This is a genomic window from Steroidobacter cummioxidans, from assembly GCF_003104955.1.
The window spans coordinates 17,788-37,377 of record NZ_LSRW01000055.1 but is presented as its reverse complement, the minus strand read 5'-3'; the positions used below and the strand labels follow the sequence as shown (position 1 = coordinate 37,377).

Annotated in this window: 18 protein-coding genes; 11 read left to right on the top strand and 7 right to left on the bottom strand. The window is 62.2% G+C overall.

Annotated features, from left to right (window positions below; all coding sequences use genetic code 11):
• The first annotated feature begins 32 nt into the window (after nt 1-32).
• The 3 genes from D0550_RS23750 to D0550_RS23740 all read left to right on the top strand — a co-directional run bounded on the left by D0550_RS23750 (nt 33) and on the right by D0550_RS23740 (nt 3,896).
• The gene (locus tag D0550_RS23750; protein WP_161966006.1) at nt 33-1,397 is read left to right on the top strand and encodes a DUF3999 domain-containing protein; all 1,365 of its coding nucleotides are present in this window, start codon (nt 33-35) and stop codon (nt 1,395-1,397) included.
• Between the two features lie 85 nt (nt 1,398-1,482).
• Nucleotides 1,483-3,408: a tRNA uridine-5-carboxymethylaminomethyl(34) synthesis enzyme MnmG gene (gene mnmG, locus D0550_RS23745; protein ID WP_116811680.1), complete on the top strand. Its 1,926-nt coding sequence runs from the start codon at nt 1,483-1,485 to the stop codon at nt 3,406-3,408.
• A 200-nt stretch (nt 3,409-3,608) separates the two neighbouring features.
• On the top strand, nt 3,609-3,896 hold the full coding sequence (locus D0550_RS23740; protein ID WP_116811679.1) for an NfeD family protein: 288 nt from the start codon (nt 3,609-3,611) through the stop codon (nt 3,894-3,896).
• A 7-nt stretch (nt 3,897-3,903) separates the two neighbouring features.
• Here the strand turns inward: D0550_RS23740 and D0550_RS23735 are convergent, their stop codons facing one another.
• From D0550_RS23735 to D0550_RS23720, 4 genes are all read right to left on the bottom strand, one after another.
• Nucleotides 3,904-5,043 carry a hypothetical protein gene (locus D0550_RS23735; protein ID WP_116811678.1) on the bottom strand — a complete coding sequence of 380 codons (1,140 nt, stop codon included), beginning with the start codon at nt 5,041-5,043 and terminating at the stop codon, nt 3,904-3,906.
• A gap of 30 nt (nt 5,044-5,073) precedes the next feature.
• On the bottom strand, nt 5,074-5,811 hold the full coding sequence (locus tag D0550_RS23730; RefSeq protein ID WP_116811677.1) for an SIMPL domain-containing protein: 738 nt from the start codon (nt 5,809-5,811) through the stop codon (nt 5,074-5,076).
• Nucleotides 5,812-5,919: 108 nt separating this feature from the next.
• Complete coding sequence (gmk, locus tag D0550_RS23725; protein ID WP_116811676.1) at nt 5,920-6,549, bottom strand: guanylate kinase; 630 nt, start codon at nt 6,547-6,549, stop codon at nt 5,920-5,922.
• Nucleotides 6,546-7,400: a YicC/YloC family endoribonuclease gene (locus D0550_RS23720; RefSeq protein ID WP_241520899.1), complete on the bottom strand. Its 855-nt coding sequence runs from the start codon at nt 7,398-7,400 to the stop codon at nt 6,546-6,548. The genes gmk and D0550_RS23720 overlap by 4 nt, the downstream gene beginning before the upstream one ends.
• Nucleotides 7,401-7,539: 139 nt before the next feature.
• On the opposite strand from D0550_RS23720, the gene D0550_RS23715 reads away from it, so the two are divergent.
• The 7 genes from D0550_RS23715 to D0550_RS23685 all read left to right on the top strand — a co-directional run bounded on the left by D0550_RS23715 (nt 7,540) and on the right by D0550_RS23685 (nt 14,853).
• A complete protein-coding gene (locus tag D0550_RS23715) occupies nt 7,540-8,286 on the top strand; it encodes a PP2C family protein-serine/threonine phosphatase (RefSeq protein WP_161966005.1) in 747 nt (248 codons plus the stop codon).
• Nucleotides 8,287-8,339: 53 nt separating this feature from the next.
• Nucleotides 8,340-9,065, top strand: coding sequence for a ribonuclease PH (gene rph / locus D0550_RS23710; RefSeq protein WP_116811673.1), 726 nt, complete (start codon nt 8,340-8,342; stop codon nt 9,063-9,065).
• Between the two features lie 5 nt (nt 9,066-9,070).
• Entirely contained in the window at nt 9,071-9,673 is a 603-nt protein-coding gene (gene rdgB / locus D0550_RS23705; protein ID WP_116811672.1) for an RdgB/HAM1 family non-canonical purine NTP pyrophosphatase, read from the top strand.
• Between the two features lie 10 nt (nt 9,674-9,683).
• On the top strand, nt 9,684-10,841 hold the full coding sequence (hemW, locus tag D0550_RS23700) for a radical SAM family heme chaperone HemW (protein WP_241520898.1): 1,158 nt from the start codon (nt 9,684-9,686) through the stop codon (nt 10,839-10,841).
• 456 nt (nt 10,842-11,297) lie between these two features.
• Entirely contained in the window at nt 11,298-11,498 is a 201-nt protein-coding gene (gene rpmE / locus D0550_RS23695) for a 50S ribosomal protein L31 (protein WP_116811670.1), read from the top strand.
• Between the two features lie 246 nt (nt 11,499-11,744).
• Entirely contained in the window at nt 11,745-13,232 is a 1,488-nt protein-coding gene (locus tag D0550_RS23690) for a M48 family metalloprotease (RefSeq protein ID WP_116811669.1), read from the top strand.
• A 325-nt stretch (nt 13,233-13,557) separates the two neighbouring features.
• Nucleotides 13,558-14,853 carry a citrate synthase gene (locus D0550_RS23685; protein ID WP_116811668.1) on the top strand — a complete coding sequence of 432 codons (1,296 nt, stop codon included), beginning with the start codon at nt 13,558-13,560 and terminating at the stop codon, nt 14,851-14,853.
• Between the two features lie 22 nt (nt 14,854-14,875).
• Here the strand turns inward: D0550_RS23685 and D0550_RS23680 are convergent, their stop codons facing one another.
• The 3 genes from D0550_RS23680 to D0550_RS23670 are packed head-to-tail and all read right to left on the bottom strand — an operon-like array spanning nt 14,876 to nt 18,005.
• Nucleotides 14,876-15,499, bottom strand: coding sequence for a hypothetical protein (locus tag D0550_RS23680; RefSeq protein WP_116811667.1), 624 nt, complete (start codon nt 15,497-15,499; stop codon nt 14,876-14,878).
• A gap of 33 nt (nt 15,500-15,532) precedes the next feature.
• Nucleotides 15,533-17,050, bottom strand: coding sequence for a penicillin-binding protein 1A (locus tag D0550_RS23675; RefSeq protein ID WP_116811666.1), 1,518 nt, complete (start codon nt 17,048-17,050; stop codon nt 15,533-15,535).
• A complete protein-coding gene (locus tag D0550_RS23670) occupies nt 16,968-18,005 on the bottom strand; it encodes a transglycosylase domain-containing protein (RefSeq protein WP_116811665.1) in 1,038 nt (345 codons plus the stop codon). Before D0550_RS23670 ends, D0550_RS23675 begins: the two co-directional genes overlap by 83 nt.
• Nucleotides 18,006-18,527: 522 nt before the next feature.
• On the opposite strand from D0550_RS23670, the gene D0550_RS23665 reads away from it, so the two are divergent.
• Entirely contained in the window at nt 18,528-19,589 is a 1,062-nt protein-coding gene (locus tag D0550_RS23665) for a pilus assembly protein PilM (protein ID WP_206606496.1), read from the top strand.
• Nucleotide 19,590: the final 1 nt, after the last annotated feature.

Below are 19,590 nucleotides of genomic sequence, written 5' to 3'. Positions count from 1 at the left end.
TGGACTCGAGCAACAGGATCCTGGAATCGTCTATGACCGTGCGTGCAATGTTTGTTTCACTGGGCTGTCTGCTGGCTGCCGGCGTCGGTGCGGCTCCGCCCAGCATGAACGACTATTCCAGCGGCATGTCGATCAGAGCGAACTATGCGCAGCCGATGGTCGAGACCGTGCTGCCCGATGACGTGTATCGGGTCGTGACTCGGGCCGATCTCGGCGATCTGCGGGTCTTCAACGCCGATGGCATGCCCGTGCCGCATGCGTTTTGCGCGACGCCGGCGAGCGCGGCGCCGCAGGTGACTGAAGTGTCCCTGCCGGTATTCGTGCTGCGTGGTCGAGATCATGTTTATACGGACAACTCGCGCGTCGCCGTCGAAACGTCGTCAGGCACCCGAGTGAACGTGGAGGAAACTGCTGCACCCAAGCCGGAAGTTGTGAATGGGCTGATCCACATCATCGATGCTCGCGAGACGGAGCCTTTGCGCGCCATTCGTTTCGATTGGCGCAGCCCGGACGGCGCCTCCGAGGTGAAAGTTCGCATCGAGGCGAGTGACGATCTGGATCGGTGGCAAATCATCGTGCCGGCGAGCACTTTGTTACTTGCGCAACAGGGCGATCAGGAACTGCGTCGAGAGCGCATCGAGTTGCCGAATCGCCAGTACAAGTATCTGCGCGTGCAGCGAGTCGACAGCGGTCCGCCGCTGATTCTGAATTCGGTCACGGCGGAGCAGGTCGCGGCGGCGGAAGAAATCGAGCCCATGTGGTTCAACGCGCTGCCCATGGAATCCAAGGAAGCGGATGTTCTGTATTTCGATGCGCAGCACCTGGCGCCTGTCACATATGCGCGCGTGCGTCTGGCGCAGCAGAACAGCACGGTCAACGTGAGTTTGCAGAGTCGACCGGACGAACAGGCGTCGTGGCGCCAGCGTTGGACGGGCGAAAGTTATGTCATCGTCTCGGACACAGTGCGACGGGAGAGCCCGCCAGCGCACTTCCAAGGGACCACCGATCGATACTGGCGCCTGCAGATTCTGAAAGATCCGCAGGTGTATCAGGACAGCACACTGGAGCTGGGCTATCGGCCCGCCAAGCTCCGATTCCTCGCGCAGGGTCCGGGGCCGTTTACTGTGGCTTTCGGCAGCCGCCGGGCAGAACCGGCCCAGCCGGCGGTTTGCGATGGTCTGTTGGCGGACGTAACTCCGGCCGACCGCGAGCGGATGATCGAGCAGGGTTTCGTCGAGCAAATCGTGCAGCTCGGTGGCGCCGATGCCCTGAAACCGACGCCGAAAAAGACGCCGGTCAAAGTAGTGATTTTGTGGGGGGTGCTGGTGGTCGGCGTGGCGCTGCTGGTCGCAATGGCCCTGTCGCTGCTGAAACGTGTACGGCATCCCACGAACTGACGGGCCAATTAGAGAAATCGCGGGGCGCCTGAACTAGAATGAGCGCCCTTTCCCCCGGGCCAGGTGCGCGAGCACCCTGATTCCCATGCGTTTTCCGCAAGATTTCGATGTCATCGTGGTGGGCGGCGGTCACGCCGGTACCGAGGCTGCTCTGGCCTCGGCCCGGATGGGCGTGCGCACGCTGCTGCTGACGCAGAGCATCGAGACCCTGGGCCAGATGAGCTGCAATCCCGCCATCGGCGGCATCGGCAAAGGCCATCTGGTCAAGGAAATCGATGCGCTGGGCGGCGCCATGGCACAGGCTGCGGATCGCGGCGGAATTCAGTTTCGTACCCTGAATGCCAGCAAGGGCCCGGCGGTTCGCGCCACGCGGGCGCAGGCCGATCGCGTGCTCTACAAGGCGGCGATCCGTTTCATGCTGGAGAATCAGCCCAACCTGACGCTGTTCCAGCAGGAAGTCGCCGATCTCATCGTCGAGCAAGAACGGGTGCAAGGCGTTGTGACTCAGACCGGCATCGAGTTTCGTGCCCGGGCGGTGGTGCTCACTGTGGGCACGTTCCTGGCCGGCAAGATTCACGTGGGCCTCAGCAACTATCAGGGCGGCCGTGCGGGTGATCCGCCGTCGAATCGTCTCGCTGAACGGTTGCGCGCCCTGCCTTTCCGCGTCGGTCGCTTGAAGACCGGTACGCCGCCGCGCATCGACGGCCGCACGATCAACTATGAGGGGCTGCTCGTGCAGCCCGGCGACGAGCCAGCGCCGGTGTTCTCGTATCTCGGCCGCCGCAGCGATCATCCTCGCCAGGTGAATTGCCACATCACGGCGACCAATGAGCGCACGCACGACATCATTCGCGCGGGCTGCGATCGCTCGCCCATGTACACCGGCGTCATCGAAGGCGTCGGGCCGCGCTATTGCCCGTCGGTGGAGGACAAGATCCATCGCTTCGCCGACAAGACGTCGCACCAGATCTTCATCGAGCCGGAAGGCCTGACGACTCACGAGATCTATCCCAACGGCATTTCCACCAGCCTGCCGTTCGATGTGCAGCTGGACCTGGTGCGCTCGATCAAAGGCTTCGAGAACGCACACATCACGCGGCCTGGCTATGCGATCGAGTACGACTACTTCGATCCGCGCGATCTGCGTTACAGCCTGGAGACGAAGTTCATCGGCGGTCTGTTTTTCGCCGGACAGATCAATGGCACGACCGGTTACGAAGAAGCCGCGGCGCAAGGTTTACTCGCGGGCGTGAATGCGGCGTTGCTGACACAAGAGCGCGAAGCGTGGACGCCGCGTCGCGATGAGGCTTACATCGGTGTGCTGGTCGATGATTTGATCACTCGCGGCACGAGTGAGCCCTATCGCATGTTCACCAGCCGCGCCGAATATCGACTGCTGCTGCGGGAAGACAACGCAGATCTGCGCTTGACCGCGAAGGGTCGTGAGCTTGGCCTGGTGAACGACGAGCGTTGGGCGTTCTTCAACGCCAAGCGCGCAGCGATCGATGCCGAAGTGACGCGTCTGGACAAAGCCATCGTGCGGCCGCAGCACCTGACCGAAGAGCGCTCGCTGGAATTGCTCGGCACGACGCTGGCTCGCGAGGCTCACGGCTTCGATCTGTTGCGGCGACCGGAAGTGTCGTACGCAGCGCTCGCGTCGATCGAACAAGTTGGCAAGGCGGACTGGATGAACGCCGCCGACGCCGACGAGCGGCTCGTCGAGCAGGTACAGCTGCAGGTCGAAGTGCAGGCCAAGTACACCGGCTATATCGATCGACAGCAGGATGAGGTCGAGCGTCAGCGACGTCATGAAGACACGCGGCTGCCCGACAACCTCGACTACGCTCAGGTGCGTGGCCTGTCGATGGAAGTTCGCCAGCGCTTGCAGGAAGCACGGCCGGATACGGTCGGTCGCGCAGCGCGGATTCCCGGCGTTACTCCAGCGGCGATTTCACTTTTGCTGGTTCATCTGAAGCGTCGGCAAGGCGTTCCCTCACAGCGGGCGGGCTGATTTCGCGTCGTTTGCGCCGAACTCGAAGTTGTTTCACAACTTGTGGAAGGGGCGTGGCATCCGCGCCCACCATTCCGTAAAGTCCGCGGATCTCGGGCTCGATGTTTGGAACGAGGGTCACAGCGCGGCTGTGACCTCATTCGTCGTTTCCCCGAGGGCTTGCTGCTACAGTCCGTTCACGTTTTTAACTTTGCACATCCATGATCTGGTTCGTTCTATTTGCCACCACCGTGTTCGGCTTGTACTTCTGGCGGCAATACGTCCAGAGGCAGCGCGAGTTGAACAGCCCGCTCGCCAGCCATCGCTCCGGCCATAGCCACATTGGTCAGGTCGTGGTGTTGGAGCAGGGCCTGCAGAACGGCGCGGGCCGCATTCGGCTCGGCAATCGGGAGTGGGTGATTCGCGGGCCGAATCTGCCGCCCGGCGCGAAAGCTCGCGTCACCGGCGTGGATGGCACCGTACTGCTGGTCGATCGCGTCGCTGCCTGACCGAAGCCTAACGGCAGCCGTTTTCCTTTTTCGCGCGCTCGCCGTTATCTTTCCACCAGGTCTCGGCCTGCGACTGCGCTGCATCCAGCACTTGCGTGGGCTGACCTTTTTCCAGCATCGGAATGCTCTGTGCGAAGCCTAGCGACGTGACGATGTAAGCATCGCCCATGCAGCCGGCTTCATTCAGCCGATCTCCAAAGTATTGCCACGCCAGCATTTGAACGCGCGGCATCTGCCGTCCCCACGGCATTCGCACCATCGACAGGAAAGCCGTTGGTTCGCCATCGCGCGCGGCGTCGACACCGAATGCCATAGCGGTACGAGCATCAGCCGGGTGACCGTCGCAGCCGAGTGCCATGCAGTTCGCCAAATCCAACTTCGCTCTTGGCACGGAACGGCCTGCGCTCTTCAGCAGCTCGCGGATTTTGCTGACGTTCTCGGTGGTCTCGCCGCGCTGAACCGCCATCAACAGATTGCTCGCGGCTGCATACATCGCGGGCGCGTAATTTTTACTGATCGCCGTTTGTATCAATTCCTCGCGCTTGGCTGGATCACGAAGGAATGGGGCCAACTCGGTCGCGCTTGCGGGATCGCCCGCCTCGGCCGCTGCGCGTAGACGGGATTCGATGCCTCCAAAGTCGAAGCGCGCCTGGCTGCAACCGGTTCTCGCGCGCGGACTGAATTCGGCTTCCGCCTTCAGCACGCCGGCGACTCGACCGGCCCGCTCCGGCGGAAATTGTTTGGCAACCTGGGGCAGCTGCGCCTGCCAATCCTGCTGGCGCGCTTGAGCAACGGAATTGCACCAGTGCTGGACGCGCACCAGTGCAATGTTTGCATCCCGGTTGCCTTGCGCCGCCAGCGTGCTCAGGCTCGCGACGGCTTTATCCGCTTCGCCACGCGCCAGCTGATCGATGACTTCATCGCTGACGTTGAGGCCGCGAAAGTTACGAAACGTGGTGACCCGCTGCAGGGTTTGCTGGAACGCAGTCTCATCCGTCGGCACGACGGTGGCCGCAGGCGCTTCCGGGGGCGTTTCGGGAGGCGGCGCCTGCTTCGGGGCTTCGATGGCGTGCGCCGCGCCTTGAAATGAGAGCAGCGCTGCCAAGGCAGCGCTGCGTAGGGTGGTGCGGTGAAAGCTGCGATTCATGGGAAAAGCCGCCTCCGCTGACGACCTCGATTACGGCGTAGTGTTCGGGATCAGATCGTACTCGACCTGCACCGTGCCGTTGAATCCCATCTGACCGCTTTGATATGAGCCGGCCGCATCGGACGCCATTTCGGCGCGCGCCATCTGGACCTTCATCATGGGCATCGGCGGCGGCACGAAGCCGGAGCTGGCAGAAATATTACGCGGCGCACCCAAGCGGGCGCCGGCGGCTTTCGCCACCGCTTCGGCATTCAGCTTCGCGTCAGCCACGGCCTTCGCGAGCGCCTCGCGTTCCAGATCGCGCCGCTTGGTCGAATCCAGGCGCGGATCGCCGACCGAGTTCACGCCGAGATCGAACGACTTCTCCATCAACTGACCGAGCTTGTCCAGATCGCGCAGCTCGATCTCGATCTGACGCGACACGTAGTAGCCGATCAGATTGCGCTCCTTGGCATTGTTGTCCCAGTTGTACTCGGGCTGAACGTTGACACGAGTCGTGCGCACGTACTTCTGATCGATCTTCAAATCGCGCGTCAGCTTCAGTACGGCGTCGACGGTCTTCGACACTTCAGCGCGCGCGTCCTCCATCTTCGGCTTGCGTGCTTCCACGCCCAGCGTCACCAGAGCGCGATCCGGCTCGGCCTGAATTTCACCTTGGCCGGAGACGCTGATGGTGCGAGGACGCTCGGCTTCCGCGCCGGCAGCCCAGCCGGACACCAGCAACGCGCAAGCGGCGGCAGTGGTGAGCTGAAGGGTTCTGAGTTTCATGTAGCTTGTTCCTTGATGAAGCCGCTAGCCGCGGCAGTCAGAAGCTTTGTCTGTCGCCGCCACGGCAAGTTCAGCGCTCAACCGCGCCAGAAAAAAATATCGGTGGGCCTAACCCAACAGACGGGGCAGCAGCGTTTGCAGTTCGGATCGGTCCCGTCGCAGCGCTTCGCCGCGACCCGCGACAATGGTTTCAAGCTCGGCGGTGGCGCGCTCGAAAGTATCGTTGATGACGACGTAGTCGAACTCGTTCCAATGCGACATGTCGGCGATCGAGTCGCGCAGGCGGCGGGCGATCACTTCGTCGTTGTCCGTCTGCCGACCGCGCAGGCGTTGTTCGAGCGCTGCGCGCGAAGGCGGCAGGATGAAGATGGACTGACATTCGGGCATGGCGCGACGAATCTGCTGCGCGCCCTGCCAGTCGATCTCGAGCAGCACGTTCTCGCCATCGCGAAGCATGCTTTCGACTTGCGGTTTCGACGTGCCGTAATAATTGTCGAACACGCGCGCGTGCTCGAGGAATTCTCCGGCAGCGACCATGCGCTCGAATTCGGCATGGTCGACGAAGAAGTAATCGCGGCCGTGCTGTTCGTTGGGCCGCGGCTTGCGAGTGGTATAGGAAATAGAAAAGCGCAGCGACGGCACGCGCGCCATCAGAGCGCGCACCAAGGTCGTCTTGCCCGCGCCCGACGGCGCGGCGATCACGAAAAGCTTTCCCCGGGGTACCGACACTTCACTCATTCCACGTTCTGTACTTGTTCGCGCATCTGTTCGATGGCGACTTTCATGTCCACCGCTGCGCGCGTGGTTTCGCTGTCCTGCGACTTCGACGAGAGGGTATTGGCTTCGCGATTCAGCTCCTGCATCAGGAAGTCCAGGCGACGACCGGCAGGCTCGGCGGAGCCCAGCACCGAGGTCACTTCCTCCAGATGCGCGCCCAGACGGTCCAGCTCCTCGTCCACATCCATCTTATGGGCGTACAGCACCAGCTCCTGCTCCAGGCGTTCCGGATCCGGCGTGCTGCCCAGTTGCGTGATTCGCTCAATGATGCGTTCACGCATGCGTCGCGACACTTCCGGCAAGCGCGCGCGCACGGCTTGGACTTGTGTGCGCATCGTCGCACAACGCGCCAACAGCAATTCGCGAATGCGTTGCCCTTCGCGCAGGCGCGTCTCATTCAACTCGTTCAGCGCTTCCTGGACCAACTCCAGCGCGGCCGCGAGCACCGGCTTGATGTCCACTTCCGCTTCGCGCACCACACCCGGCCAGCGCAACACATCGATGGGACTGACCGGGGCGGGATACTTCAGCTGGCCCCGGACCTGTTCCACCCGGGCGACCAACTCATCCAGCAACTGCGTATCCAATTCCAAGGAGCGCTGCGTGCCCGCCGCCGACTTCAGATACAGATTGGCGTCCACTTTGCCTCGGCGCAGCGCCGCCGTGATGGCCTGGCGCACCTCGTTGTCCAGCGTCTTCAGCTCTTCTGGGAGGCGCAGCGAGGTTTCCAGATAGCGATGGTTCACCGTGCGCAGCTCGCACACCAGCGTACCCCATGGGCCGGCGCGCTCACGCCGGGCGAAACCTGTCATGCTGCGGATCATTTATTTCGTGCCGTAGGAGAGATTAAGGCAAACGCTGTCTTACACGGTGCGTGACGCGATGCTATAAAGCGACGCCTTGGAAGGGGCAAGTGTAACAGCAGAAGAGCCGTCCGGCCGGAGCCCGCGCTTGCGGATCGAGCATGCAGATTTAAGTCTGATCGGTGATCGTGAGGACAACCAGGACCGTGTGACCGTCGCCGCCACCGATAAGGCTGCGCTGCTCGTGGTCATTGATGGTATGGGCGGCCATTCCGATGGCAGCCGCGCCGCCGATACGGCACTGAAAAGCCTCCTCGATTCCTTCCAGCAAACGCCTGTGCCGATGTTCGATCCCATCGGCTTCCTGCATTTGTCGTTGAGTCGCGCGCATGACGACGTCGCCCGCTTGGGCAACGGCCAGAGCATCGATGCGCGGCCGCGCGCCACGATTGCCGTGTGCCTGGTCCAGGAAGGTGCAGCTTACTGGGCGCATATCGGCGACAGCCGCATCTATCACATTCGTCACGGCAAGCTGGTGACGCGGACCCGCGATCACAGCCATGTCGAGCTGCTGTTGCGCGAGGGCAAGATCACCGAGGAAGAGCTGCCCAATCACCCGATGCGCAACTTCGTCGAATGCTGCCTCGGTGGCGATCCCGCGATTCCCGAGATGACCATCAGCGGCCGGCATGTCCTGCAGGCCGGCGACGTGCTCCTGTTGTGCACCGATGGCATCTGGGCAAACCTCCGCGATACGGATATCGCCGCATTTTTCCGCGACGATACGCAACAGCTGCGAGCCTGGCTGGAAGCCCTCGGCCGCCGCGCAGTGCAGGCATCGTCACCTTTCAGCGATAATTCGACCGCTGCCGTGATGCGTTACCTGGGCAATTGAGCCCAGGCATCTCGGAAGTCGTATCGCTCTCCATTCGCTTCCTAGGAGGAAGCATGAAATCCAGACCCAGTGGCCGCGCTCCCGATGAGCTGCGGCCGATCCGCATTACTCGTCGTTTCACCCGTCACGCCGAAGGCTCGGTATTGATCGAGTTCGGCGATACGCGCGTGCTTTGTACCGCGAGCATCGAGGAAACCGTTCCCTCCTTCCTGCGCAACTCCGGCAAGGGCTGGGTGACCGCCGAATACGGCATGCTTCCGCGCGCGACTCATACTCGCAACAAGCGCGAAGCCGCCTCTGGCAAGCAAGGTGGCCGCACCCTCGAAATTCAGCGCCTGATCGGCAGAGCGCTGCGTGCGGTGATCGATCTGAAAGCGCTCGGCGAGCGCACGCTCACCGTCGATTGCGACGTACTCCAGGCGGATGGCGGCACACGCACCGCCTCGATCACCGGCGGTTATGTGGCGATGGTCGACGCCATCAATTCACTCGTGCGCAAGGGCGCGCTGCGCGATAGCCCGATTCACGGTCAGGTCGCTGCGGTGTCCGTCGGCATCTGGTCGGGCCAGCCGGTGCTGGATCTGGACTACGCCGAGGATTCCGAGGCCGAGACCGACATGAACATCGTCATGAACAACGGCGGCGGCTTCATCGAAGTGCAAGGCACCGCCGAAGGTCACGCGTTCCGGCGCAGCGAGCTCGATGAGCTGCTGAACCTGGCCGCGAACGGTTGTGGTCAGCTGCTGGCGCGTCAGCTCGAAGCGCTCAACGCGGATTGAGCGTCATGCGTCTGGTCATCGCCACCGGCAATGCCGGCAAATTGAAGGAGCTGCGCCAGCTGCTGCCGCCGCCGGCATTCGAAGTCCTGCCGCAATCTCAGTTCACTTCGATCAGTGTCGAGGAGACGGGACTGACGTTCGTCGAGAACGCCATTTTGAAAGCGCGGCACGCGGCGCAAGCGTCTGGCTTGCCGGCCATCGCCGACGATTCGGGGCTCGAAGTCGATGCACTCGAAGGTGCGCCCGGCATTTATTCCGCGCGCTACGCTGGCGAGGGCGCGAGCGACGAGGACAATCTGGTCAAGCTGCTCGCGGCGCTCGAAGGCAAATCGCCTGCGGAGCGCTCGGCTCGCTATCAGTGTGCGCTGGTGTACATGCGTTCGCCGCAAGATCCGTCGCCCCTGATTTGCCAGGCGAGCTGGGAAGGTCGCATCACGAGCAATCGTCGTGGCACGGGCGGCTTCGGCTATGACCCGATTTTCGAGCTCGCTGAACGCCCGGTGACGGTGGCGGAACTGTCTGCGGTGGAGAAGAATCTGCTCAGCCATCGCGGCCAGGCGCTGCGTGGCTTGGTGGCCCAATTGAGAGAGATCCATCCGATCTCGTAGCAAGCTGGTCGTGTCACTCGCCCTGCCCCCGCTGTCCCTCTACGTGCACATGCCCTGGTGTGTGCGCAAATGCCCGTACTGCGACTTCAACTCGCATGCGGCGCCGGAGCTGGTGCCCCAGGCGCAGTACATCGATGCGCTGCTCGACGATCTGCAGAACGACGTGGCGGCGGTGCAGGGTCGCGCGCTGACCTCGATCTTCTTCGGGGGCGGCACGCCCAGCCTGTTTGCTCCCGATCAGGTCGGCCGGTTGCTGGAAGGGGTGCGCCGACACATTCCCTTCGATCCGGCCATCGAGATCACACTCGAGGCGAATCCCGGCACGATCGAGCACGGCCGCTTCTCGGGATATCGCGATGCTGGGGTGAATCGCGTGTCGCTCGGCGCGCAGACTTTCAACGAGGAGCAGTTGAAGTTGTTGGGGCGCATTCACGGCGCCGGCGACATTGCCCGTGCGGTCGAAGAGCTGCGGCAAGCCGGGCTCGACAACTTCAATCTCGATCTGATGTACGGGCTGCCGGCGCAGAACGTGGCGCAAGCGCTGCAGGACCTGGAAAGCGCGCTGGCACTTCAGCCAGCCCACCTCTCGCAGTACCAGCTGACGTTGGAGCCCGGCACGGTGTTCTATCACCGTCCGCCGCCGCTGCCCGATCCGGACGACTGCTGGCAGATGCAGATCGATTCTCAGGAGCTGCTGGCGGCGCGTGGCTACGAGCAATACGAAGTCTCGGCTTACGCGCGAACGGGGCGCAGGAGCCGCCACAATCTGAACTACTGGGAATTCGGCGACTACATCGGCATCGGCGCCGGCGCGCACGGCAAGCTGACGCGGCTCGATGCGCGCGAGGTCATCGAGCGGACCACTCGCGTGAAGCAACCCCGCGAGTACCTGTCCCGTTCTGCGGACTCGCGGTTGAGCGAACGTCGCGTGGTCCCGGGCGAGGATCTGCCGTTCGAGTTCATGCTCAACGGTCTGCGACTCATCGAGGGCTTCAATGAGCAAGCCTTCGAAGCACGCACCGGCCTGTCGTTCGAGGTGCTCGGGGGGAAGATCGCGGCGGCTGAGCGCAAAGGTCTGCTCGAGCAGGAGGGCCATCGGCAGTGGCGGGCGACCGGGGACGGGCAGCGCTTCCTCAACGATCTGCAGGAGCTCTTCTTACCCTCGTAGGAAGAAATCTGAACGTGGCGGGGCGCCGAATAGTTCCTCTTACCGCTACTCCGGCGTGTGAACCAAGCCACAAAATTCTCTTTGAAAACCACTCCCTTAGCCCTGCCCGCGCGTGGGTTATGCACACGCAGGAAGGTGCGTGGTGTGCGCCCCACGTTGATGACAAAATTCAATGCGATATATCAGCAGGGCTCTGTAAGTCATTGATCGCGCAGGGTGAAATACCCTGGTGAAAATTTGAGCAATTTGACAGCGTCACATTTCTGCAAGGTCTGAGGTCGACCCGGCGCCCATTCATCCACAAACTTATCCACAGGTTTTGTGGATAACCGCCGTCAAGTACCTACGAATCCATTCGCCCCCATCCGAGCGAAAGTTTTCTTCTTGCGAGGGGGGCGAGCGGCCGCTACACTTCGCCCCCTTTTTTCGGCCCGGTCCGACCCAAGATACAGAGCCATGAAAGACGGCATCCATCCTGAGTACAAAGCGATCAACGTGGTTTGCAGCTGCGGTAACTCCTTCGTTACCCGCTCCACGTTGGGCCATGACCTGCAGATCGAAGTCTGCTCCAACTGCCATCCGTTCTATACGGGCAAGCAGAAGATCGTCGATACCGGCGGTCGCGTGGACAAGTTCCGCAAGAAGTACGCTCGCTAATAGCGGTCGCGCGGAAGCTTTCCGCGGACAGCATCGGCGAGTCGGCTGACGCCAGCCGCGTTAAGCACGCGTTCAGCAGGCGGGCACTACACCCAAAGGGGCGCTCCGGTTTCCGGGCGCCCTTTTTGTCGTTTTCGCACTCCCCAGGTACCTAGAGAATCCAGTCGGGGAACTCGCGACGATTTGCATCAACATACAGCTATAGAGTGCAATGGCCGCCCAGCCGTTGCCGAGCCGGACGCCGCCATGCCGCTGAAAAACACAATTCGCGCCGTGTTGCTTATCGCCCTCGCTGCCGGACCCGCGGCGCTATTGAGCGGCTGTGCTTCCAACCCGGTGACCGGGCGGCCGGATCTGGTGTTCCAGAGCGAAGCCGGCGAGATCAAGCGTTCCAAGGAAGTGCATCCGCTGATCATGCAGCAGTTCGGCGGGCCCTATGACGACCAGCAGCTGCAGGCTTATGTCAACGAGGTGGGCCAGCGCACCGCCAAGGCCAGCCACCGCCCTGAGCTCGAATATCACTTCATGGTGCTCGATAGCGAGGACATCAACGCGTTCACCACCGGCGGCGGTTATGTCTACATCACTCGCGGCATCATGAATTACCTCAACTCGGAGGCCGAGCTGGCCGCCGTGCTGGGTCACGAAGTCGGGCACGTGACGGCGCGCCATCCGGTGCGTCAGCAGAGCAAGTCGGCGCTGTCGAACATCGGTGCCGCCGCGGTCGGCATCTTCACCGGCAGTGCCGATCTCGCCGGTCTCGCCAACTACGCCGGCGCCGCGCTGGTCAGCGGCTACGGTCGCGACCAGGAGCTCGAGGCCGATCGGCTCGGCGCGGAATATCTCAAGAATGTCGGCTACGCACCGACCAACATGATCGACGTGGTGCGGCTGCTGAAGAACCAGGAGATGTTCGAGATCCAGCGCGCACGTGAGGAAAAGCGCGAGCCGCGCGTGTATCACGGCGTGTTCGCGACCCACCCCGACAACGATCAGCGTCTCACCGAAGTCGTGAAGGCGGCGGAGAAGCTCAAGGGCGGTCCCACCGACAATCTCGATCCCGGTCGCGAGAAATATCTGAAGGTGATCGAAGGGCTGCCGATGGGGCCGAGCCGCTCGCAGGGCGTGCTCAAAGGCAATCGCTTCTATCACGTCGATCTGGGGCTGACACTCGCTTTCCCGAGCGGCTGGACGGTGGAGAATCAGGCCGATCGCGTCGTCGCGCTCTCGCCGCAGAAGGACAGCGTCCTGCAGATGCAGACGCAAGCGCCGCCGCCGAACACCGGTCCGCGTGAATTTCTTTCACGGCTGCTCGCGCGCTCCAGCGCCAGCCAATCCGAGCCCATCGAAGTGAATGGATTGCAGGGCTACACCGCCGTCGTGCGGGCCGCGGCCACGCCCTTCGGCTTGATGCCGGCCCGCTACGTGGTTCTCTACCACAACAATCTGGCCTACATTTTTGCCGGCGCCAGCAAGGGTTCGACCGGCACGCCCAAGGCCGATCCGCTCTTCATGTCGACGGTGAAAACGTTCCGCCGCTTGAAGCAGAACGAGTTCGCGCTCGCCGAGCCCTACAAGATCAAAACGATCCGCGCCACCGAGACCACGCGCATCGCGGATCTTGCGAAAACTTCACCCTTGCCCGAGTACGCCGAACAGCAGCTGCGCCTGCTCAACGATCTGTACCCGAACAAAGAGCCGCAGCCCGGCCAGCTGATCAAGATCGTGCAGTAGTCCGAGTTATGGGACGAAGATTAATCGCACCGAAGGAAAAATAAGTCGGCCTAATAGACAACGGCGGACTTCACGACATCGATTGACGGGCTCTAGCGTCGCAGCCGCCGCGATGCACATTAGTAATGTCAGTCGTCAGTCTGCATGCTTGATTCGCTGGCGATGACGTGTAAGTCTGCGCCTCCGATTTTTGCGCTTGCAAAAAGCCGCGACGAACGCACGCCTACGGAGGGGCTCGCTCGTTTTCCACGGCTTGGCCAGATGCTCCCTTCACCGAAGCGCCCGGTCAGGCTCCCCTGTGGCATCTGTCTGCGGAATTAGCTCCATGGCCGAGAAGAAGTTTGAACTGACCAATCTGGCGACCGGCAAGAAGTCGCTCGCCGAAGTGAAGAGCGGCACGCTCGGGCCCGATGTGCTCAGCATCGGCAACCTCGCCAAGGAACATGGCATGTTTACCTTCGACCCGGGCTTCATGGCCACGGCGTCGTGCGAAAGTAAAATTACTTTCATCGATGGCGACAACGGCGTGTTGCTGTACCGGGGCTACCCGATCGAGCAGCTGGCCGAGAAGAGCAACTTCCTGGAAGTGTCGTATCTGCTGATCAACGGCGAATTGCCGACCAGCGAGCAGCTCGCTGAATTTCAGCACGCGGTCCAATACCACACGATGATCAACGAATCGCTGCTGCGATTCTTCAACGGTTTCCAGGCCAACGCGCATCCGATGGCGATGCTCTCGGGCGTGGTGGCATCGATGGCGGCGTTCTATCACGACTCGATGGACATCAATAACCCGCGCCATCGCGAGATCTTCGCCCATCGCATCATCGCCAAGATTCCGACGATCGCCGCGGCCGCGTACAAGCATGCGCTGGGTCAGCCGTTCATGTACCCGCGCAACGATCTGGACTACTGCTCGAACCTGCTGCAGATGTTCTTCGCTGTGCCGTGCGAGCAGTACAACATCGATCCGGTGCAGGCGCAGGCCCTCGATCTGTTGTTCATCCTGCACGCCGATCACGAGCAGAACGCGAGCACGTCCACGGTTCGTCTCGCCGGCAGCACGGGCACCAATCCGTACGCCGCGATTTCCTCGGGCATCTCGGCATTGTGGGGCCCGGCTCACGGCGGCGCGAACGAAGCGGTGCTGGCGATGCTGGAGCAGATCGGCACCGTCGAGAACGTGCCGAAGTTCCTCGCCAAGGCCAAGGACAAGAACGACAACTTCAAGCTGATGGGCTTCGGCCACCGCGTCTACAAGAACTTCGACCCGCGCGCGACCATCATCCGCGCCATGTGCCACAAGGTGCTGGCGAAGCTCGGCAAGTCCGACAACCCGCTGTTCGAACTGGCGCTGAAGCTGGAAGAAATCGCGCTGAAGGACGAGTACTTCGTCGAGCGCAAGCTGTATCCGAACGTGGATTTCTACTCCGGCATCATCTACAGCGCGATCGGCATCCCGCAGTCGATGTTCACGGTGATGTTCGCGATCGCCCGCACCGTCGGCTGGGTGGCGCACTGGCAGGAAATGATTGCCGATCCGACCATGAAGATCAGCCGTCCGCGCCAGCTGTACACGGGACCTGCGACGCGCCAGTACGTCGAGATGGAAAAGCGCTGATCGTCAGGCGAGCAGCGGTGACTCAGTCATCGCTGCTCGCTTCCTCTAGCAGAGACTCCAACTCAGCCGCGTCCGCGCGGCGCATCGGCTTGCCATCCACCGGGCTGGCCGGCGACTGACGAATGCCATCGATGGGAAACACGACCGCGTCGATTTCCCGATCCCCCGCAACGAATTGCACCACCGGATACGAGACCAGCCGGTTCGGCTCGTAGCGCAGCCGGCGTTCGGCGATGTGGTGCGGAATGCCCCGCTCCATCAGATGCAGCGCCACCGGCTCCGAGCCTTCCGCAAACAGATGCAGATTCACTTCCGAGTGCGCCGACGCCGTGCCGCTCAATACTGGCCCGACTAGCCGCGGCTGAAAGTCACCCAGCAACTTCATGGCCTGCAGCGCTGTCCGGCGCAATGCGCTCAGCGCCGTCGAATGCTTGTGACCCTCGAACAAACGATGATGCGCCGCCAGCGCCGCCTCGATCTCGGTGTTCTTCGGCAATACCGCGATATCGGTCGCGCCGAGGCGCTCGGCCGCCTTGCGCTTGGCCAGGCCGTAATCGTCGATGCCCTGTTCGGACATGATGCGAGCCGCTTCCTGCGCCAGCGCCATGCGCAGCTGTTCCGCGCGTGGGTTGCTTCGTTTACTCATCTTCGTTCCCGTAATCAGAACCGCCCCGCCGTTCTAGAACAGCGAGTCGTCTTTTTCCTTGTTCTCCTCGTCATCGCCGGGCAGCGCCGAGTCGATTTCGGCTTTCGGTGGCAAATGGCCCGCCATGAATGTCTCGAAAATAGCATTCGGATCGCCGGGCCGTGCGGCCAGGCCGGTATCCGCCGAAATCCGCATGGACACCAGTCCCGGCGGCGGCGTGCGTTTTTGCTCGGGCACACCCTTCAACGCTTCGGACATGAAGTAGATCCACATCGGCAACGCCGTGCGGCTGCCCTCTTCACCCGGACCGAGGGAACGTTCCTGATCGAAGCCCACCCAGGCGGTGCCGACCAGCGAGTTGTTGAAGCCGCAGAACCAGGCGTCGCGACGATCGTTGGTCGTGCCGGTCTTGCCGGCGATGTCGCTGCGCTTCAACTGCAACGCGCGGACCGCGGTGCCGCGCTTGACGACGTCGCCCATCATGTCGGTCATCAAATAATCGTTCTGCGGCGAGAGGACTTGAGGCGCCAGGAACTTCTCCTGCAGATAGGTACGGCCGCCCCAACGCGTCTCGTCATTGGTGGCAGTGGTGATCGGCGCATCGAGCAGATTGGTCGCGCCACCCTCGGCGGGCGTCGGCTGCACGCAGTCGGCACAGGCGAACTTCGGCTCGGCTTCGAATTCGACCTTGCCGTTGCTGTCGATGATGCGTTGAATGAAATAGGGCTCGACGCGGAAGCCGCCGTTCGCGAACACCGAGTAAGCGCTCGCCATCTCCAATGGAGAAACCTGCGCCGTGCCCAGCGCCAGCGACAGATTGCGCGGCAAGCTGGTTTCTGGAAAGCCAAAGCGCGAGATGAACTGCGTGGCGTACGCAGGCCCCAACGAATTCATCACACGAATCGAAACCAGATTGCGCGAACGGACCAGCGCTTCGCGCAGACGCATGGGACCGCGAAATTCGCGCGAGTTGTTCTGCGGACGCCAGCTACCCTCGAGCGCCGCATCCTCGATGACCAGAGGTGCGTCGTTCACGATGCTCGCGGGCGTGAACCCCTGGTCGAGCGCCGCTGAATACAGGAAAGGTTTGAACGACGAGCCGGGCTGACGCTTGGCCTGCACGGCGCGGTTGTAGTTGCTGGCGAAATAATCGAAGCCACCCGTGAGCGCCGCGATGCCGCCGTCCTGCGGGTCCATTGCGACAAACGCGCCCTGCGCTTCCGGCACCTGCACCATGCGCCAGTTGCCCGAGACTTCCTGAGCGACATAGATGATGTCGCCGACCGCGAGCACATCGGTCGCACGTTGCAGCTGCGGGCCGACGCTGCCATCAGGCAGCGGGCTGCGAGCCCAACTCATGCCACTCCAGCCCAAGTTGATGCGGCCAGCGCCGCGCGAGTAAGCGACCGCGCTTTTTTCTTCCGTCGCGATCACAACCGCGGGCTCGAGACCGCCGCGCACTGCGTATTCATCGATCGCTTGCGACCATTCCTTTTNTTGCACGCGCGCCCGACGGCAACGTGACGCGACCGGCGGGACCGCGATAGCCATGGCGCTGATCGTAATCGAGCAATGCGCCACGCAACGCCTTCACGGCGGCACGTTGCAAGCGACTGTCGACCGTCGTGATGACTTCGTAACCTGCGGTGTAAGCATCGGCGCCGAGTCGATTGAACAAGTCGGCTCGCACCATTTCCGCAATGTAGGGCGCTTCGACTTCGACTGCGGGCCCGTGCAGTTTCGATTCGACCGGCGCTTTCAACGCCGATTCGTACTCTGCCTGCGTGATGTATTCCTTCTCGCGCATACGGCGGAGCACATACGAGCGTCGCTGGCGAGCGAGCTCTGCGTTTGCCACTGGATTGTCACGCGACGGCAGGCGGAACGTGCCGGCGATTACGGCAATCTCTGGCAGCGTCAACTGATCGACTGACTTGCCGTAATAAACTTCCGCCGCGGCACCGATGCCATACGCGCGCTGGCCAAGAAACATTTTGTTCAGGTACAGCGCGAGGATTTCCTGCTTGGTGAGCTCCTGCTCGATGCGCAGCGTGGTGAAGATTTCCACCATCTTGCGGCGATAGCTCTTCTCCGGACTCAGAAACACGCCGCGCGCGAGCTGCATCGTGATCGTGCTGCCGCCCTCGGCTTTGTTTCCTGACAGGAGGTGCCGGATCACGGCGCGCGCCAGACCCGGATAGTCGACGCCGCCGTGCTTGAAGAAACGATCGTCCTCGGCCGCGAGCACCGCATTGATCATCTGGCGGGGGATGGCGTCGAAGCCCAGCGGAATGCGGCGCTGCTCACCGAACTGAGCGATCAGCCGGCCGTCGCGGCTGAAGACGCGCAGCGGCACCTGCAGCCGGATGTCCTTGATGGCGGTCACGTCGGGCAGCGCGGGACGCAGGTACTGATAGGCACCGGCCAGTCCGAGGACCGCCGCGCCAGCCGCTCCGACAGCGCCTGCGAGGATCAGCCGGAGGGGAGATTTGAGGTAACGTCGCATGGCAACTAAAAATCCTAAGTCCTTGCTTTGCCAGTTGCTATATCAAAAGCTGCTAGGCAATATTAGCCCTGAAATCTTGAACATAATCTATGGCTGGGCCGCCCCGTGGCGCCGCCGTCGATCCAGGGACACGACGCCGATAGTACCAATGCCTTCCCAGACTGACTTTGAGGTCAGTCCCTGAAGATCGTTGCAGACGACTCTCAGGTTTCACGGCCGCGGGCCTGGGTCGCGAAACCGCAAACGGCATTCGGGGATCTCGGCAGGAAGACCGCGGAGCCGGGACGAAGGTGCACGCTGTTCAGGTGGTAAGGCTCTGATCTACTTCGTCTCAAACGAATGAACGCGGCAGAGTTGCGCCGACTACTGCAAAAAAAGCACTTTTGCTGCGGGAATACCGCGATGGTATTTCGTGAGGCTCCTCACATTCAACTTAAGTCACGGCTGTATATAGTTGCGACCCGTGTTTCGCGTCCGCTCTGCGATCGTCACCTAAGTGTCTGATCAGGAAAGGGAACCAGCGTGCTGTTAACCGCAAAATCCAGACCCATCCTGGGGCTGGACATCACTACCTCCTCGGTCAAGCTCATCGAATTGAGCATGAGCGGCGGTCAATACCGCGTGGAGTCCTATGCTGCGGAGGCCACTCCGCCGAATTCAATCAACGAAAAAGCCATCGTCGACGCCAATGCCGTCGGCGAGGCCATCAAGCGAGCTGTAAAGCGTTCAGGTGCGCGCGCCAAGGAAGCGGCCGTGGCGATCAGCGGCGATGCCGCCATCACCAAGGTCATCCAGATGCCGCGCACGCTCGGCGAGAACGAGCTGGAAGGCCAGGTGGAAATGCAGGCCGACCAGTACATCCCCTTCCCCATGGAAGAGGTGAGCTTCGACTTCGAAGTGATCGGTCCTTCCGAGAAGGATCCGGACATGCTCGACGTGCTGCTGGTCGCGACCCGCTCGGAGAATGTCGAGCAGCGGATCGCCGCGTGCGCCGCTGCCGGCCTCACCGCCAAGATCGTCGATGTAGAAGCGTTCGCGCTCGAGAATGCCTGCCGCCTGCTGACACACCAGATGCCCGATGGCGGCCTGGGCCGCGTGATCGCGGTGGTCGACTTCGGCGCCAGCTCCACCACGTTCAGCGTGTTGCGCGATCTGAAGGTCATCTACACACGTGACTTCGCCTTCGGCGGCCAGCAGTTGACCGAAGAGGTCATGCGTACCTACGGCCTTAGCATGGAAGAGGCCGGCCGTGCCAAGAAAGAAGGCGGGCTGCCGGGCAACTACGAGACCGAAGTGCTCGGTCCGTTCATCGACGATATGTGCCAGCAGGTGAGCCGCTCTTTGCAGTTCTTCCTCGCCTCCGGCGCCGGTCGCGAGCAGCCTGAACAGATTCTCATCTGTGGCGGCTGCGCCAACATCGCGGGCGCCGCCGAAATGATCCAAAGTCGGGTCGGCATCGAATCACAACGAGGCGATCCACTGGGTCAGATGAAGGTAAGTCAGAAGGCCAAGGCGCAGGCGGTCAAGAAAGATGCCACCGCGTTGTTGACTGCGTGCGGTCTCGCGTTACGGAGCTTCGACTGAC